This is a genomic window from Paenibacillus ferrarius, assembly GCF_002027705.1.
GTDB lineage: Bacteria > Bacillota > Bacilli > Paenibacillales > NBRC-103111 > Paenibacillus_E > Paenibacillus_E ferrarius.
On sequence record NZ_MBTG01000058.1, the window covers coordinates 1 to 19,017 of the forward strand.

General features: G+C 49.6%; 11 protein-coding genes and 3 pseudogenes. 1 reads left to right on the forward strand and 13 read right to left on the reverse strand.

Going from position 1 to position 19,017, the window contains the following annotated elements:
- The 7 genes and pseudogenes from BC351_RS36840 to BC351_RS44030 all read right to left on the reverse strand — a co-directional run.
- The coding region (locus BC351_RS36840) for an NHL domain-containing protein (RefSeq protein WP_079420559.1) at positions 1-5,254 on the reverse strand (5,254 nt) is incomplete at its 3' end.
- A 150-nt stretch (positions 5,255-5,404) separates the two neighbouring features.
- Positions 5,405-6,532: a response regulator gene (locus BC351_RS36845; RefSeq protein WP_158082365.1), complete on the reverse strand. Its 1,128-nt coding sequence runs from the start codon at positions 6,530-6,532 to the stop codon at positions 5,405-5,407.
- Positions 6,529-9,768: a hybrid sensor histidine kinase/response regulator gene (locus BC351_RS36850; protein WP_079420564.1), complete on the reverse strand. Its 3,240-nt coding sequence runs from the start codon at positions 9,766-9,768 to the stop codon at positions 6,529-6,531. Before BC351_RS36850 ends, BC351_RS36845 begins: the two co-directional genes overlap by 4 nt.
- Positions 9,769-10,102: 334 nt before the next feature.
- Entirely contained in the window at positions 10,103-10,771 is a 669-nt protein-coding gene (locus BC351_RS36855; protein WP_244209303.1) for an AAA family ATPase, read from the reverse strand.
- 53 nt (positions 10,772-10,824) lie between these two features.
- Positions 10,825-11,298, reverse strand: coding sequence for a hypothetical protein (locus tag BC351_RS36860; RefSeq protein WP_079420566.1), 474 nt, complete (start codon positions 11,296-11,298; stop codon positions 10,825-10,827).
- A 108-nt stretch (positions 11,299-11,406) separates the two neighbouring features.
- Positions 11,407-11,851, reverse strand: a pseudogene (locus tag BC351_RS36865) (SMI1/KNR4 family protein).
- A gap of 380 nt (positions 11,852-12,231) precedes the next feature.
- Positions 12,232-12,357, reverse strand: a complete 126-nt coding sequence (locus tag BC351_RS44030; protein ID WP_279628396.1) for a hypothetical protein — start codon at positions 12,355-12,357, stop codon at positions 12,232-12,234.
- Positions 12,358-12,376: 19 nt separating this feature from the next.
- Here BC351_RS44030 and BC351_RS36870 point away from each other — a divergent pair.
- A pseudogene (locus BC351_RS36870) lies at positions 12,377-12,565 on the forward strand (hypothetical protein); the annotation flags it as partial.
- 123 nt (positions 12,566-12,688) lie between these two features.
- On the opposite strand, the gene BC351_RS36875 reads toward BC351_RS36870, so the two are convergent.
- From BC351_RS36875 to BC351_RS36900, 6 genes and pseudogenes are all read right to left on the reverse strand, one after another.
- Positions 12,689-13,882: a winged helix-turn-helix domain-containing protein gene (locus tag BC351_RS36875; protein WP_079420568.1), complete on the reverse strand. Its 1,194-nt coding sequence runs from the start codon at positions 13,880-13,882 to the stop codon at positions 12,689-12,691.
- Positions 13,879-14,076: a hypothetical protein gene (locus BC351_RS36880; protein ID WP_079420570.1), complete on the reverse strand. Its 198-nt coding sequence runs from the start codon at positions 14,074-14,076 to the stop codon at positions 13,879-13,881. The genes BC351_RS36875 and BC351_RS36880 overlap by 4 nt, the downstream gene beginning before the upstream one ends.
- A gap of 446 nt (positions 14,077-14,522) precedes the next feature.
- The gene (locus BC351_RS36885; protein WP_079420572.1) at positions 14,523-15,026 is read right to left on the reverse strand and encodes a DinB family protein; all 504 of its coding nucleotides are present in this window, start codon (positions 15,024-15,026) and stop codon (positions 14,523-14,525) included.
- 321 nt (positions 15,027-15,347) lie between these two features.
- On the reverse strand, positions 15,348-15,629 hold the full coding sequence (locus BC351_RS36890; protein ID WP_158082366.1) for a helix-turn-helix domain-containing protein: 282 nt from the start codon (positions 15,627-15,629) through the stop codon (positions 15,348-15,350).
- Positions 15,630-15,952: 323 nt separating this feature from the next.
- Positions 15,953-16,260, reverse strand: a pseudogene (locus tag BC351_RS36895) (IS1634 family transposase); the annotation flags it as partial.
- A gap of 396 nt (positions 16,261-16,656) precedes the next feature.
- Positions 16,657-19,017: S-layer homology domain-containing protein (locus tag BC351_RS36900; protein WP_144028650.1), on the reverse strand; the 2,361-nt coding region annotated here is incomplete at its 5' end.

Consider the following 19,017-nt stretch of genomic DNA (forward strand, 5'->3'; position numbering starts at 1 on the left):
TAGCCTCTGCCCGGGTCAGCTTCCCTTTTGGTGCAAGCTCATTGCTTTCTCTTCCAGAAACAACTTCCGCTTGAATACTATCCGCTATACTGCTTAGCGCCCAACTGGATGCAGCTGCTGTATCTGTGTATGGCCGCAATGTGGCATCAGTTGACTGGACAGGCAGCTTGGCCTTCAGGTTGGTGATCTTCATCGCTTTGGCGATCATGACCATGGCTTGTTCCCGGGTAACGATATCATTCGGACGGAAGGAACCGTCTTCGTACCCGCTAATCAGCTTGTAGGCATAGGCCGTTTGAATTAGGCTGCTGTACCAATCCGTAGTCTTCACGTCCGCGAATGCCGTTGATCCGCCTTCCATCTTCAACCCCAAGCCCCGAACCAGGATCGCAGCAAGCTCCGCCCATGTAATCGCTTGATCGGGTTGGAACAGGTGATCGTCAATGCCGTTAACGACCATCCGCAAGCCCATTTCATTCACCGCATTCTTCGCCCAATGCTGCCCCATATCCTTGTACTCTTCTTGATGCCTTACGATCGAATACGTGCTATTGGTCAAGCTGCTCACTCTAGCCACAGACTTGCCGTCTACTGTAATCAATTGGGTCGGTACAGGGCGAATGGCTCCGTCCGGTTCAACAACAACCCCGGTTACAATTTCCCCTGAATTTACAGCCTTCGGAATCACGATTGTTCTTTCCACGTATGCGTTGAATTTCGACACGTCAACCGTTGAATCTCCGTAAGCGCCTCGTACCGTAAAGTTGAGCGCCGGAGCGACAAGAGTGAACCCTCCTTTTGCTGCCGCCTCCTCCAGCAGTTTCACCGTGCTCATTGCCGGCTTGGAAATTTCAACAGTTATCTTAATATCCTGAAGCTGCACATTTTTGCCAAACTGTTCGGAAAGACCACTGATGTTGATCTGCTCTGCGGGCAAGGTATAGGTCGCGTTCTCCGTTTTGACTACAATGACCGCAGCCTTTTGCTCCATGATTTTTACGATTTGCCCGCTTATTTCTCCAATCACCACATCGGATTTTGTATTCACCGAAATCATAATCACTGCATGCTGTTCCTCTGTCGCAAGCTTGCGCTCCAGCACCTTCGGATCAACCACAACCGTAGTGACCGTCTGATCCTTCACCTTGGCTGTCGTTGCGGTCCCTATCTTCTCAACCTTGCCATTGACCAGGAATTCAACTCCGGCAGGCGAATTTGATGTTTCGGGCTCTGTTGAGCTGTCGCCGCTGCTGTTGGCTGGCTCTGTTGGGCTGCTGCCGCCGCTGTTGTTAGTTGACGCTGTTGGCGTCACTGCATTGGAGACGGCGGAGGCAGCGCTGCTGCCTGTAAGATTAACAGCTCTTACCGTAAACGTATAAGTTGTTCCGTTGGTTAAACCGGTTACTGTGATCGGACTTGCTGGGCCTGCTGCCGTTATATTCCCCGGTAAGGCCGTGACCTCGTACTTTGTTATTGCGCTTCCTCCGTTGACTGCTGGGATGGCGAAGCTGACGATAGCCTGACCATTCCCTGCTGTTGCAGTTACAGCTGTTGGCGCTGAAGGTACCGCCGGTATCGCCCCAGGTGTTGCGCTTACCTCATTGGAGGTAACGACAGCTCCCTTGCGGTTGGTGGCTTTGACGATAAAGGAATAGGTTGTGCCATTCGTCAATTCGCTGGCATCGTAGCCGTAGACAGAACCGCTTACCGTAGCCGCTGGTGCTCCATACGTGCCCGAAGCCGTTCTCTGGTATACGGCGTAGCTTACAGTTCCGTAGACTTCCTCCCATGCCAGAAGAACATGGCTATCTCCGCTTGCAGCCACCTTCAAGTTAAGGAAGGCAGCCCCCGGCTCCGGAAGCGTAACGGCTGCACTGGAAACCCCCGGCAGGCCTGCCGCGTCGAAGGCGAGCTGGGCTCCTGTCACCTCATCGTCATTCGCTGCGCCCAGACCCGTGAAGGCGACGATGCCGGAGCTTGCCGTGGCGGCCGTTGCTCCCGTTAACGTCCAATCGCCCGCATCCTTCTTCGAGACAGTCACAACGGTGCTGCTGTCGCCCACACTCGTATTGCCGAAAGTATCCCGAAGCGTCACCACCGGCTGCTGTGCGAACAGTCCGCCGTTTCTAGTCGGCGCCGTCAGGTCTTTGGTCAGCGCCAGCGAAGCCGGGCTGCCCGCTTGTGGCGTTATGCTCAGCACATTCGCCGCCGGTGTTACTACGCCTGCTACACTCAAGCTGATAGATTGCTTCGCCGCTTGGTTCAGCTGCAGCTGAACCGTGGCTATGCCGTCGGCAAACATGGCGCTGTACGTGCTCGATGTTACGGTTAAGGCATTCCCGCCAAGGCTGCCATAGGTGCCGTCAGGCGCTGCGGTGTAGCCGGATATGGCAACCTCATGAGCGCCGTTGAAGGTTGTATCCGTATCACCCAGCGAGTTCCTCACGGTCAGTGTGACCAGATTGTCCACGCCCGCTACAGGAGCGGCTGCAGCTGCGGCTGCGCTGACCGTATACTTTGGCGCCGGCACCGGCAGCGTGACGGACGCGCTTGTCAACTGCGGCCAACCCGTTGCGTTGAACACGAGTTGAGCGCCTGCCACCTCATCCTCGTTCACTGCGCCCAGGTTGGTATAGGTGATTAGGCCCGATTTCGCTTTTTGCTCCGTTGTTCCCGTCAATGTCCACGCTCCGGTGTCCTTCTTGGATACAGTCGCCACGGTGCTGTTATCATTCGATACCCAGTTGCCGTAAGCATCGTTAACCGCTATGACCGGTTGCTGCGCAAACACGCCTCCGGCCTGCTCCGGCGCAGCCAGGTCAGTGGTCAGCGCCAGTGTAGCCGGGCTGCCCGTGTCCAGATTGTAATCCACCTGTTTCGACGGTGTGGCTACCCCCGTCATACTGAAGACGAGGGAAGCCCCCCTTGCCTTGTTCAGCCTCAGGTTTACCGTGGCTTCTCCTTTCACAACCTGGACGCCGCTCACCGTCGTGGTTCCTGCAGTCAAGGTTTTCCCGTTGATGCTGCCATAGGTGCCGTTAGGTGCTGCCCTATAGCCGGATACGGTCACATCGTAAGTGCCGTCCTTAAATTTCAGATCCTTGCTCTGCGCCTCGTCCAATACATTCAGCTTAAACGCCTGATCCTCCCCGACGAGATGGCTGCTCCCTGCAGGCGGAGTCACGCCGAGCGTATATGCGGGCTTTGGCGGGCCTATCTTTCGAACCAGGCTGCTGTAAAGATCCGCGGTATACAGAACGCCATCCTTGTCTACCGTGAGGCCATTTGCCCCGGTTGCTACGCTATCGCTATTTACTGCTCCGGTGATATCCATTTTAACGACATACCCTGCCGAAATATACAGACTTCCGTCGCTGTCGAAGGCGAGTCCTCCCGCATAGATGTCGGAGATTAGCGCGCTGATCGTTCCGTCTGCCGCTATTTTGCGGATCACTTTCTTATCCCGATCTGATATATACAGGTTTCCGCTCTTGTCAACGGCAATTCCCGTACCATAGCCTATTTGTGCCGAGGTTGCCGGTCCTCCGTCTCCCGAATAGCCTTTAACTCCTGTACCGGCTACTGTACTGATTATCCCGGTATTCTTGTCTACCCTGCGAACCCGATAAGCTTCGCCATCCATGATATATAGATTTCCGCTGTTATCGATGGCCACTTTACTGGGGCTATTTAATTGGGCCGAAGTCGCCGGTCCTTCATCCCCCCGCTTACGATCATCATAATTCCCGAACCCCCCCTTACCCATCGTACCCGCCACCGTGCTGACGGTGCCATCCGAAGCCAGCTTTACAACCGTACCAAGGTTATTATTGGCGATATACAGGTTGTCGGATTGATCAAACGTCACTCCAGTCGGAAAGCTTACTATTAATTTGTCGGCTGTCACCGTGCTGATTTTCTTGCTCTCCTTGTCTACTTTTCTGATTGCATTGTTCCATGTATCCGCAATGTACACATCTCCTTTGCTGTTCGTTGCCACGTCATAAGGTCTATTCAATCTGGCCAAGGTGGCCAGATTCCCGTCTCCCGAATAGCCGTTAACACCTACACCGGCAACGACTTGGAGACAGTAGCTGCAAGCAGGCGTCTCTCCCCCGTTGCCTCCCGGTTCGGAATTATCCGCTGGTGGGGTCAGCTTCCGGATCCGGGTGCCTTGGGCATCCTCCACATACAAATTCCCACTCTTATCCAGGGCCAATGCATTGGGGTTCTCTAATTGAGCCGTCTTCGCCTCCCCGCCATCGCCGGAATAGCCGCGAATTCCAGTGCCCGCGATAATGCTGATCTTCCGGAAGATATTATCAATCTTCAGAATCCGGTGATTGAAATAATCCGCTATATACAACGTGCCATCAGCGCCTACCGCCATTGCTCTGGGAGCCTGCAGGGCAACATCAGTCGCACTTTCTCCCTCGAGTTTGCTGCCAAACCCAGGGCCGCCGCCGGCCTCCGTCCAGATCAATCCGCTAAGATCGACTCTGCGAATGCGGCGGTTGCCTTCGTCAAAGATATACATCATTCCCGTGCTGTCAAATCCTACTCCGCTCGGATGGTTCAACAGAGCCTTCGTCGCCGGCAGGCTGTCCCCTCCAAAGCCCTTCTGGTAGGTGCCAGCTACCGTACTTTTATTGCCGTTCGTATCCACTTTCCGGATCAGGTTGTTGCCATACTCGGCGATGTACAGATTTCCTTTGCTGTCCACAGCCAATCCTCGGGGGTCGCTAAATCCGCCAGGCACCGTGGAAATCCTGCCGTTTGTAAGGAGCTTCAGGATCCGACTGTTGCCGGCATCCGCGATATACAGATTGTCGCCGCTGTCTACCGCCAGACCTCTTGGACTACTCAATTCGGCTGACGTAGCCAAGCCTCCGTCGCCCGAGGACCCGGCCTTACCCGTACCCGCCACCGTGCTAATCTTGCCATCCGCTCCGATCTTGCGGACCCGGTGGTTATTGGTGTCCGCTATATAAAGATTTCCCTTGCTATCCGTCACCATGCCTCCACTTACATCGACGTCCTGGCCCGGAAGCATAATCGCCGGCAGGCCGCCCAATTGAGCCGACGTCGCCAAACCCCCGTCGCCCGTAAAGCCGACCTCACCCGTACCAGCTATTGAGGTAATGGTGTAGCCGCCAGCGGCATAAGCTTTTCCTCCAGACCCGTCAGCCAACAGTCCTATCATCAGCAGAACGGTCAACATACAGGCCACAAGCTGCTTTCCTTTTTTACCCATTCCTTTCCCTCCTCCATCATGATGCATACCAAATAAAATGAATAAACGACATTTTCCGCTATAATTATACAAATTCATTTTGAACCGAATTTGAACACAGCAAAACGGCCCTCGCCGTCCTGACAGACGAGAGGGCCGCACCCCATTCCATTATGAGAATACCGCTAAAGGATTCAACGCCAAGGTCCTCATGTCGATGCCAGAAGAAACGCCCAGCTCACGGGCGAATAAGTTCCTGAGCCATCTTTCATGCGCTACAGCCGCATCCTTGTTATTCATCAAAAGATGCAGCGCAATGATTTTGACATGAATGAGTTCCGTCAAAGGGTGCAGCTGGGCCCATCTTTCCAAATGCCGCAGGGCTGCATCAAAGCGGTGCTGACTCACCGCATCATTGGTAATATGGTTGAGCAGCTCGACGTACGCCAGCTCAAGCTCTTCTCTTTTTTCAGCCGCCCATTCATATCCGTTCTCCACTAAATAGCCGCCCTTGTACAACTCCACTGCCCGATGCGCATCTTCTATATGATGGTCTTCCTTAAAACGCCGGCACCTTTTTTCAAATTCGCTGCAATCCCATAAATCCGGAACCCGTACCAAGCGGCAGCGTCCTCCTGCGGCGCGGCTCTGCTCGATAGCCTCGAACAGGCCGAACTCCTCCAGCTCCTTGCGCAGCTGATACATCGTCGTATACAGCATCCCCCGCGCCCGGTCTGCGTCACGGTCTCCCCATAACGCATCCATAATCTTCTCTTTGGCAACCGGCTGATTCCCATGATGAAGCAGGAAGGCAAGCAGCTCCTCCGTCTTGGCCCTGCGAAATTTCAGCTCCTTCCCGTCAGGGGCTTCCACTGAAAATCGTATAAAGCTGCGGACGGACATCTTCTGCTTCAAGTCCAAGCCTACAGATTCTGCCCTTCGCCTCTTGGCGATCCGGTCCAATGTCTGGCGCAGCCGCTCCACCGTTACCGGCTTTAGCACATAATCAAGCGCTTCCGCCTGAAAGGCAGCTACCGCGTAATGATCATAGGCCGTAACAAAAGCAATCGAAACCCCGGCGTTGCACTCTTGAATACGGCCGGCCAGCTCCAGGCCGTTCATGCCGGGCATCTTCATATCGACGAGCACCAGGTCCGGTTCCGCCGCGGGCACCCGCTCCAGCAGCTCCTCCGGATCTTGAAAAAGTCCGCAGATATCCACATCGTCAAAAGTCCGGAGCACGCTCTCCACCATTTTTAAAGCAGGCAGCTCATCGTCAACCGCCATCACCTTAATCACATCCATTGCCCTCCTTTTGGGATACGGATCGTTACCGTTGTCCCACCTGTGGCCTTGCTTTTGATGTCCAAGCCGTGGCCGTACACCCGAACAAGTCGGCGCTGAATGTTTTCCAGAGCCACACCACTGCTTGCCGCGTCATTGTCCCTGAATAATTTATCCTGCAAGGACTGCTCAAACCCTACGCCGTCATCCTCCACAGTAATGACAACATGGTCTTCCGCTGCCCGAACCAGGATCGCAACCGTAACACCCTGTTTCCGATCAGCCAAGCCGTGCTGCACCGCATTTTCCACTAATGGCTGAATAACGATCGGCGGCAGCAGGCAATGAACCTGACCGTCGACATCATACACGATGCGGAGCCGCTCCCCGAAGCGGGCTTTTTCAATCGAGAGGTAAGCTTCAACAAGCTCCAGTTCCTTGCTCAAGGGTATGAGTCTGTCCAGATTCCCAAAATCGAAGCTGCCCCGCAAATACTGGCTGAGTTTGGCAAGCAAGTCCCGCGCAGCCTGCGGATCATCCAACGAGAAGGCCGAGATTGTATTCAGCGCATTATACAGAAAGTGAGGCTTGATCTGCGCCTGCAGGAAAGCCATCTCGTTGCTTGCCGATTCGCTTACGGATGTTTTCATCTTCAGCAGCGTCCGGATGCGCGCCTTCAATTCACTGGCGTCAACCGGCTTGCCGAGAAAATCATTCACGCCCTCATCAAAGGCGGCCAGCATTTCCTCCGGCCGGGTTCTTGCTGTAAGCAGCAGCACCGGAAGGTCTGATAGGGAATAGCGCTTGCGAATGGTCCGGCATACCTCGTAACCGGACATTCCGGGCATCAGCAGATCCACAACCGCTAGGTCGATGCGCCGATTCAATTCCAATTGACGGATCGCCTCACTCCCGCTGGATACGGCGATAACTGTATATTTCTCAACGGACAACAGATTGAGCAGCACCTGACGGTTAGCGGCATCGTCATCCACAACGAGGATGGTAAAGTCCCCGCCGCCTTCCAAGAGGATCGTGTCCTTCGGGAAGGCTTGCAAAGCAGCCGCCTCCAGAAGCGTGTTCACTCTTTCCCCCCGCATACCGACCGGTTGCTCGCCCGCTTCGTTCGCGAGCGGCACTGTAAACGTAAATACCGCGCCTTGTTCCTGCTCCGACTCCGCCCGAATCGTTCCGCCATGCAACTCCACAAGCCGTTTGGCAATGCTCAGCCCAAGTCCGGTTCCGCCGTAATCCTTGGCAATCGTGTCCCCGGCTTGCTCGAACGCTTCGAAGATCGCTTCCAGCTTATCGGATGGAATCCCGATCCCGGTATCCGCAACGGAAATCGCCAGCCAACCGTTCTCCTCCCGCGCCGAAACGGTAATTTCCCCTGCTGCAGTAAATTTAAGCGCATTGCCGACCAGATTGTTCAAAATTTGCGTCAGCCTGTCCTCGTCGGCATAAACAATATGCCGCTCACTCAGGAAGTCAATAAAGCGCACCGGTTTATCGCCTGCCAAATGGCGGAACATCTCGAATATAATGCGCACAACCGGACGCAATGCGATGGCCTGCTGATTCAGGGCCAGCTCTCCATTCTTCAATCTGGAAAAGTCAAGCAGGTCACCCACCAGATGGGCCATTCTCTTGCCAACACCCGCGATCATCGCTACATTCTCCTCTTGCTGCGGAGTCATTGGACCTGCCGCCTCCTCAAGCAGCGATTCGGATATGTTGATAATTCCATGCAGCGGCGTTTTCAGCTCATGGGATATATTGGCCAGAAATTCATCCTTCAAATGATCCATATACTCCAGCCGCTCCGATAGTATCCGAACAGCAGCGAATTCATTGACAAACCGTTTGGACAGCAGCAGCCCATGCGCCAAGAAGAAGCCCATCCATGCGGACAGCTGAAGGGGGAAGTTGACCGGAATACCAAGGTAATCCATGGAGGACAGGACAACCATGACCAATAACGGCAATGTGCCGACAAGCAGATAAACCGAGCCATCCATTCTGCGGACAACTCCAGCTGACATCACGTAGATGACATAGAGAACAGCCAGAAAGGTAAGAGCAAAGCTAACAATACTTGCATAAGTAAATACCGATGCCGGGGTTGCCGCGATGAGCAGCATCCGCGCCGCGATTGCCGCTACGAACAGCTTCATCATATGTCTATTAAACAGCTTGGGATAGGAGTGTTTGGCATACAGCAACAAGAATAATTCTATCGACACCCCGGAAAAATCCTGGATTTTGGTAAACAGCTCGTATGGAAATGCCGCTAGGGGCAGCATCGCGATTTTTTCGCTGTGCGTCATCGAATACAAGGCCGTTGTTACACAGCTCAACCCGAAATAGAGCCACGAACGCTCCCGCCCCTGCACCCACCAAAAAAGCAGAATGAAAAAGGCTCCGATTAACAGAAAGGTTGATGCGGCCAACAAATCTTTGGCAATCGCCGACTCCCGGGCGGACTGAATGTCCTCCTGAAAGCCCAATACAATGGATTGGGTAATGCCCCCCTGGGAATACCGGTAGTTCGCAACTTGCACGATGATATCAAGACTGTTGCCGTCCGCCGAAAAAAAACGGACGTACGGCGAGTTCACAGAAACCGTTCCCTGCTTGTCCATCCCCGGAGTGCCCCGGCCGCCGAGCTTCTGGCCGTTTACGAACAGAGTATGGGCCGTTTTGATATTCGTCTGCCTGATACCGTAGCTTTGGCCAGCCCCATCCGGCAGTTCAACATGCAGCCGGAAGGTGGCATACCCGTAAGGCGACTTCTTCCAGTCCTTAACCGTATAATGCTCCCATCTGTCCGGCACGTGGACATAACCATTCATCTCAGGCAGCTTGCCGTTCTTGGTTTCCGGGAGAAAATCGTCGGGAGTCAGGAGTACATATGGATAAAATTCCCATTGTCCATCCAGACGGACGCTGCCGTTATCGGCAAAGCTCCAGCCGGTTAAATCCATTGTCCCGTTTACCGCTTCAGGCCGGCTTCCTGCAGCAGGCCGGCTTGCCAAGATGAAGTACGTCATCATAAGAGTGATTGCCGCACAAATAATTATGAATGCGGCTGTTGCTTTTTTACGCATCTGCCTTCCCCTCATACTCAGTAACGGTTTGTGTGAATACGTTTTCGACTCGGTGGTGGACGGCAGGTTGGACGTAACACCGTAGACCAAGCGGGTTACATTCTCAACTTTGTTGCACAGCTTGTCCAAGGTGAACCCGCCCATTCCGCTTCTTCTCCGGGTGATCCTCGCCGGCAGGTTCTAGCGAAGGTGGGAGGGTCCCATGGTTGTTAACAGCCTTTCCGCACCGATAGATTATAGCTATCATATCATACTCAATTCGAAATTTCGCCGGAAGGTATCAGCAGTACACTGGCCAGCGCTCCGAACAAGGGGAGGAATACATAAGGCCGCAGGATAGCTCCCGGAACCTCAAATCATCAGCTTCTTACAAACAAGTTTTAGACTGGGTCCAATAAATAAAGCAGCGACAGAACAAGACTTGATAAATATAGTCTTAGACTGCCGCTGCTGTTGTTCAATTATCGTTCCCGTTAGTTTAATCATCTAAGCTGTATTGTTTGTTGTTCATAATATCGTCGATAACCAGATTGATTTCATCAACATTTTTCTGATCTGTATCGAGCAAATATTTCCTATTTAAACCTGATTCATTAAATTCTTGGATTAAGATAAGGCACCGTTCCCCCATCTGGTGTTCGGGTATTCTCAACTGGTCTCTTTTTAAAAGGGTCTCATGATCAGTCATTAGTACCACATAGACCACATTCTGGGTTAAATCCATCAGCTTGTCTCTTAGCCAATATGCCTCATCTGGAAAAGTAACATAATCTATTACAACATCAATCCCATTGAGAACGAAATTTCGAGTAAGACCTAAGATATTATTCCAAATGAGGGACAACTCGGATTTGCTTTCCCAAGGCTTCTGACGCCCCCTAACATGCATATGACTTACATCGTCACCTGAGATATATGCACTGTTTTTTAAAGCGTCCACTAGTGCAGAGGAAGTCGTTGATTTCCCTACTCCTGCTGGTCCTGACAATATATAAACAGTTTGCATTAACAATTCCCCCTCTTCAAAGTACAATGGCTCTCCTACATTAGATTTGCGACAAGGTTGAAACACTCCGGGGAAATCGGCAATCGGCATATATTCTTGACATGGAATTATGTCAAGAATTTCTGTTCCATTTAACGCCATAGCTGGATCACTTAACTTAGTTATTCCCGAATATGTTACAAAATGATTTAACCTTACTCTGATTTTATGCAAGTCATTTTAATTTGTGTGAGGTTTTCTAAGTTGATTTCGATTTGTAATTCGGTATGCTCATTAACAGCGATTAGGATTTTATCTTTAATTTCCAAGTTTTTTATTGGGTTTGAATCTTCAAAAAATATTCCCCATACCAAACGGTCTTTAGCATCCGTACAAGCAATAAATCCTTCATTTCCCATTTGACCATCACCGCCATGGATTTTCCCGTCTTGATAATCAATACTGACCCATTCATCAACGATCGTCCAATAGTCATCATTATACTTTGCTATGCTTTCAATGGTTGTGTCACACATGGGAGAGCAAAAAAATTCACTTTTTTTTGTGTTGGGGTCATATAGGCTGTAACAATTTAAAATTGTTACAGTGCCATTTGGAAAGACGATGCAATTAATGCCGGGCAGTTCATGCTTTTCAAGATTCCAATGTTCCGCAATACTATAATTCATAATAAAGCTCCCTTTTGTATCCTATTATAATATAACGTAATTCTGTACTTCGCATTACAAGCTCTGGGTCGCTTTAAGCTGACATTGGAATCATAGTAATAACAACATTCACCATTCATAAAAATTATCCTCGATCAGCGCCTCGAATGAATCCGCTAATAACTCGATCTCCCCGATATCGTGGTAACAAATCAAAACATTTCCAGCCTCATTGATTATAATCGGATCGCCGGAACCATCCATAGAGATGACATAACTGGTTCGTAAAACCTCTGCAAAGGGAAGCTCCTTGAATTGCTCTCGGGCCCCGAGAGTCAAATCGACAACCGTTTCGTTTCCGAGACTGGAGCCATTTGAGAATGCATATACCGCAAGACCTGCATATGCCCCCCCCAAACGTTCGGATAAAATGCACATAGTCCTCATGGAAGTTTACATTCAGACTCTGCTGTGCATTAGCAATTTCCTCTTGGCACGCCGGACTGCCTACTAGTGTGCTATTATCCTCACGATGAAGGAAAGTCTTTAATCTATTCATTAATACATCTTTCATAGGATAGTCGCCCTCCCTGGCAATTAATTCGAATCAGCTACCATTCAAGCCCTCGCTATCGCATCCGGACTTTTTGAATTTTCAGAGTTATTCAACACTCTCAATTTTTGAAAGCTTTTGGGTATTCTTTTGCAATCCTGAAATTTTCTTTAAGTCCCTTTGATATCATAAGCATTTGTATATGTTCTAGACTTTTATCGGTTTCTATTGGGAACAGGTCGCTGGCCAGCATCTAGGACCCATAAACATCATACCAAGGAGTCTTTTTGTTTTTCAAACCCCGTATTTCTACATAATAGGAATGCTGCCCGATAGCTTAATGCCCCTTCGTAAGTCTACACATAAAAAATAGTCCCGGTGACTGTAATAGCTCACCGGGACTAACTAAGAGATCCCATATTTAAATCAGATTTGATTTTTTCTTTATTTAATGAAATCTTTATTTTAAAGATTTCGTCCATTTCTCTTTGATCAAACCCATCTAACAACCTATAGTTTGATAGCATGCTTAATTCTCCTTCTGATACAACAGAAGAAATTATCCCACGAAATAAAAGATTAAGAGAATTTTACGATAAGAAACGAAATGAAGGTAAACCCTTCAGGGTAGCCATCATCGCTTGTGTTAATAAGCTTTTACATTGGATTTATGCATTACTAAAAAGCAAATCAGATTTCCAAGATACAGACCAAAAATTAGCTGGTTTAGTTTAGCCCCCGCGCTTGAACCCCCCACTAGAAACTCATGTACACATACAACGGCGCTACCGGACGCGTCGGCTTACCTGTTTCGTACGCGGAAACTTGTTGGCAAATGTTACCAGGGAACTGGAAATATCAGTTCATAGACTCTATCGAAATCGTCTCGCATCCGTTGAATAATGCAAAATTTTGAAAGCAATTGTTCAAGGCTGTTCGCAATTGCTTTGTTGGCTTTATGTCGTTCTCGTACCAGATGTTTTTAACAACGAGCGTCCCGGCTTTTCGCTCCGCGATTACCTCGGCTCGTCCGATGAGGCTTTCTCCGTATATTAGAGGCAACACATAATGGCCGAATTTCCGTTTGATTGCAGGCGTGTAAATCTCCCAGGTGTAATCGAATCCAAACAATACGTTGATCAGTTTTCTGTCCCATATGAAATTATCTAGTGGGGCAATCAGCTCGCAACGCCATTTCGGCGCCGGATTTTGCAGAACGGCTTCAATAAGCGGCAAGTCCTCCGCGCGGCAGTACAATATATCCTTCAATTGTTCCACGGCAACAGCAACAATGCGAGCTTCGTACAACAGTTGGCGGAAAACCTCATTGCGCTGCTCCGCTTTCAATCCCCATATGTTCAGCCAGGCATCGGATGCGCGATTCCATAAAAGGCCAACAGCGCCGATCCGGCGCAGTACCCGCCACTTGTGATGCTCATGCTCGCCCTCCAGCGGCTCCGGTGCATTCAGCAGATTTGGCTGTATGTACTTCCCGGCGATATCGTAATATTTACGCGTTCCTTTTTTGTGATGTATAATCAACTCGCCTGTCGAGTACATCTGCTCCAGCACCGACCGGGATGAATTGTTTCCGCTGCTCCAGTGGATGACCGATTGCCAAGTGAAATTTCCATCCAATTTCAGATCATCCGAACTTAGCGCACCGTGATTTTGGATGTGAGCCCGTACTTGCTCTATCAACGCTTCCATTTCGGGATAGCGCTTGGCATGTTGTCGGGCGGCCTGCCTGTACCGCTCAAAATACGGCCAGTCCTCGACAGGAATAATGGCCAAATTCTTGTCGGGATAATCGACAAGGCTTCTATCTTGATACAGCAACTCGGCGAGCATGTTCTTGGTAAATCCTTTGATTCGCGACTGCAACACCAGTTCGGCGTTTTTTCCGCAAACATCGATGGGATCGTATTGAATACAGCCGACCTGCCGCACAAAATCCAATACTCCCTGCTTTCCGGTAAATTGATATTCGCCCAGCAGCCCGTGCTTCAATAGCAGAAATTGCCGTGCCTGGCGGTTCGTCAATTGGATCATGTACACATCGGCTCCTTAAGGAAACAAACGGGAGTAGCTTGCACATGATGATGGATGGCGAGGTTGCTTATCTCAATAAAGTTACTATTTGCTTCTTTCCATAATGATGGTATCCATTGGGGAGCCTCATTAGCAAACCCCTTTCCTAATTTTCCAATAACCGAAAATTGCTCTTTTTCAATGATTTCAACCACGCCTATTCCCCCTATCCGTTGGAAAATACAAAAAAACAAACACATGTTCCCATTAAATGTTACCATTGTCTCGAGCATAAAAACAAGAGCTATTGAAAAATAACTGCCCTTTAGTTTAATAGCAAAAAGAGACCCACAGCAACGGCTGAGGGTCTAAGTTTATATTTTAAAGGGGGGTCGACTTTTATTATATGCTTGATTCATTAATGCCACATGAAAATAAGATTTCAATCATGTTACATTTACTTAACTCTTGTTTTCCGTTAGTTTAATAAATCTTAACCTCAATCCGCGTGGCTCAACTTACCCGGTAGTTCAATAGAATCAACAGTTTCAGTCGATGGTATCCTCTTGTCTATGATTCAAGCCACCACTTTCAATCCTATGATAAAATACTTATAAATCCCACTATAGCTAAACGGCCAAAGCGGATATAATCTTACACTCTAAATTACTGGAGGTAGCGCTCCGTACTCGGCCCACTGCTCTTTTGTCGGGCCGTAAAGATCCGGCACACGAAGGCCTGCCTGACGCATCAGGACTGTCAGCTGACCACGATGATGAATCTCATGCTTTACGAGAATATCCAGCATTAAGCCGTTTGGCCATTGATCACCATACATATCGCTCATGATAAGCAGATTCTCATCTTTCCAACTGGACTGTATAGCATCAAGGAGCGCTTGTGAGGTCCTCTTATAGACTGACGCGATGTCTGCTGCCGAAGCTGGCACCGGCATATCTTCGCCCGGTCCTTCGAAAGACAGTCCCGTCCGAGATGGCATTTCGTGCAACGTCTGTACAAGGTGCCATGCAACACGTCCAAGCGTTCTATGATCGCTTGTTATCTGTTGGCCAAGAGACTCGTCGGTCAGCATCTCCAGTGTCCGCATTGTTGCTTCCGTTTCATTCTGCCAAGTTGCGGCAAAATCTTTAATGTGTTTATACATATCCAACATCTCCTTTTTGTAATGGAATCAAGTTTATTATACCGAACACTAGTTCGCAAGTAAATATTTACATTTACTTAAACTACCCCCGTTAACCAAACGAAGCTGCCGAAAATCATTGCGCTAATCCCGAAATGTAATTAACTACGTATGGTTATTTTGTTTACGCTAGCCTGCCCTTTAGCTTAATGACAGTTCGAAAAAAATAGTCCCGATGACTGTAATAGCTCACCGGGACTAACTTGCAGACCACACTTTATATCCGATTAGTTTTTCCTTATTTAAAGAAATCTTTATTTTAATGATTTCATCTATTTCTTTTTAATCTAACCCATCTAAAAACCTATAGTTTGAAATCATACTTAATTCTCCTACTGATAATACAGAAGAATTATTTGATTTAACAATAATTATTAAATCATCAATATTGCAATTAAATTGTTTCTTTATAGCTAATAAGGTATCAAAAGATGGATTACAATTTCCTTGCTCAATCTCACTTAAATTCCCTTGAGAAATGCCTATTTTGCTCGAGAACTCCACTTGATTCATAATATTTAATTTTCGTAACCTACGAATATTGGGCCCAATATTAATCATCATTTCACATCCTATTAAATAATAAATGTCCCGACCGTCTGATAGATCGGGACTTATCATGATGCTATGATTACTTACCAACTTTAATGTCACTCAACACTTACAATAATAATTGTCAGGTGATATAAAAGTCGTGAACCAATTTTGTTGACTTTACTGGTTTGCCGCGGCTCGTGACAAAGGCGAAAAAAAGAAAGTCGTGAACCACTAAAAATTACCATGTAAAGAAAGTTGTGAACCGCCTGTGCTCTTCACTCAAAATGCCCGTGCTCATAAGATATTGAAACCTCGAAATTTATTTACAGATAAATTTAAGCTCTACGCTACTCGAAGTTCCACGTTTTGTCGTTCTTATTGCCATCTTCAACTTTTGCAAAGACCGGCAACGCTCCGGCGTTACGCCTATACCGATCAACAGCTGCTTGAGATCTGGCTGGCCATCTTTGCTGTACCCGTGCGTAATCGCCAATTTCTCCGTATCGGGGTAGTCACCGGTTACCGAGAACGAGGTGGTATCGTTATGAATGGAGGATAAGGCCAATCCCAGCTGCTTTAAAACCGAAAGAGACCAGGTCGAGTACACCTTCCAGCTTTGCGCTTCGTGAAGAAGGTCGAGTACACGGCCCAATGCATCATACAGACTTTTAAAGTCCCTGGTCGCATCCCGTATGGGGAGCGTGACCGTAATCTCGTAGAAACTCCCGGACCAATTTTATTTATAATTATATAACATTTTTGTTTATTATTACATGAAACATAGGCGGAAAGCACGGCTATTTCACAGGGGATTTTTATTTTGCATTCGCGTTTTATGGTAAAGCGGGTGCAATGAGAAAACCTCTATCGAGGCCATTCAAAGATGAGCGACCGCGTTTAAAGGTAGGTTTTATCACCAAATAGAAAGACGTTTTCGGGAACCGAAAACTTGTACTTTCTATTGTGGTAATAAAAATGCCCTCCCAAGCAACTGTGGACACAGTCGCTCGGAAGGGCATACTTGAGAATAGCTTCTTGTTTATGACAGGATCATTTAAATCAATCCGGATTTTTGCAGAAGCCGCTGAATAATCGTGATAGCCTCTGCCCGGGTCAGCTTCCCTTTTGGTGCAAGCTCATTGCTTTCTCTTCCAGAAACAACTTCCGCTTGAATACTATCCGCTATACTGCTTAGCGCCCAACTGGATGCAGCTGCTGTATCTGTGTATGGCCGCAATGTGGCATCAGTTGACTGGACAGGCAGCTTGGCCTTCAGGTTGGTGATCTTCATCGCTTTGGCGATCATGACCATGGCTTGTTCCCGGGTAACGATATCATTCGGACGGAAGGAACCGTCTTCGTACCCGCTAATCAGCTTGTAGGCATAGGCCGTTTGAATTAGGCTGCTGTACCAATCCGTAGTCTTCACGTCCGCGAATGCCGTTGATCCGCCTTCCATCTTCAACCCCAAGCCCCGAACCAGGATCGCAGCAAGCTCCGCCCATGTAATCGCTTGATCGGGTTGGAACAGGTGATCGTCAATGCCGTTAACGACCATCCGCAAGCCCATTTCATTCACCGCATTCTTCGCCCAATGCTGCCCCATATCCTTGTACTCTTCTTGATGCCTTACGATCGAATACGTGCTATTGGTCAAGCTGCTCACTCTAGCCACAGACTTGCCGTCTACTGTAATCAATTGGGTCGGTACAGGGCGAATGGCTCCGTCCGGTTCAACAACAACCCCGGTTACAATTTCCCCTGAATTTACAGCCTTCGGAATCACGATTGTTCTTTCCACGTATGCGTTGAATTTCGACACGTCAACCGTTGAATCTCCGTAAGCGCCTCGTACCGTAAAGTTGAGCGCCGGAGCGACAAGAGTGAACCCTCCTTTTGCTGCCGCCTCCTCCAGCAGTTTCACCGTGCTCATTGCCGGCTTGGAAATTTCAACAGTTATCTTAATATCCTGAAGCTGCACATTTTTGCCAAACTGTTCGGAAAGACCACTGATGTTGATCTGCTCTGCGGGCAAGGTATAGGTCGCGTTCTCCGTTTTGACTACAATGACCGCAGCCTTTTGCTCCATGATTTTTACGATTTGCCCGCTTATTTCTCCAATCACCACATCGGATTTTGTATTCACCGAAATCATAATCACTGCATGCTGTTCCTCTGTCGCAAGCTTGCGCTCCAGCACCTTCGGATCAACCACAACCGTAGTGACCGTCTGATCCTTCACCTTGGCTGTCGTTGCGGTCCCTATCTTCTCAACCTTGCCATTGACCAGGAATTCAACTCCGGCAGGCGAATTTGATGTTTCGGGCTCTGTTGAGCTGTCGCCGCTGCTGTTGGCTGGCTCTGTTGGGCTGCTGCCGCCGCTGTTGTTAGTTGACGCTGTTGGCGTCACTGCATTGGAGACGGCGGAGGCAGCGCTGCTGCCTGTAAGATTAACAGCTCTTACCGTAAACGTATAAGTTGTTCCGTTGGTTAAACCGGTTACTGTGATCGGACTTGCTGGGCCTGCTGCCGTTATATTCCCCGGTAAGGCCGTGACCTCGTACTTTGTTATTGCGCTTCCTCCGTTGACTGCTGGGATGGCGAAGCTGACGATAGCCTGACCATTCCCTGCTGTTGCAGTTACAGCTGTTGGCGCTGAAGGTACCGCCGGTATCGCCCCAGGTGTTGCGCTTACCTCATTGGAGGTAACGACAGCTCCCTTGCGGTTGGTGGCTTTGACGATAAAGGAATAGGTTGTGCCATTCGTCAATTCGCTGGCATCGTAGCCGTAGACAGAACCGCTTACCGTAGCCGCTGGTGCTCCATACGTGCCCGAAGCCGTTCTCTGGTATACGGCGTAGCTTACAGTTCCGTAGACTTCCTCCCATGCCAGAAGAACATGGCTATCTCCGCTTGCAGCCACCTTCAAGTTAAGGAAGGCAGCCCCCGGCTCCGGAAGCGTAACGGCTGCACTGGAAACCCCCGGCAGGCCTGCCGCGTCGAAGGCGAGCTGGGCTCCTGTCACCTCATCGTCATTCGCTGCGCCCAGACCCGTGAAGGCGACGATGCCGGAGCTTGCCGTGGCGGCCGTTGCTCCCGTTAACGTCCAATCGCCCGCATCCTTCTTCGAGACAGTCACAACGGTGCTGCTGTCGCCCACACTCGTATTGCCGAAAGTATCCCGAAGCGTCACCACCGGCTGCTGTGCGAACAGTCCGCCGTTTCTAGTCGGCGCCGTCAGGTCTTTGGTCAGCGCCAGCGAAGCCGGGCTGCCCGCTTGTGGCGTTATGCTCAGCACATTCGCCGCCGGTGTTACTACGCCTGCTACACTCAAGCTGATAGATTGCTTCGCCGCTTGGTTCAGCTGCAGCTGAACCGTGGCTATGCCGTCGGCAAACATGGCGCTGTACGTGCT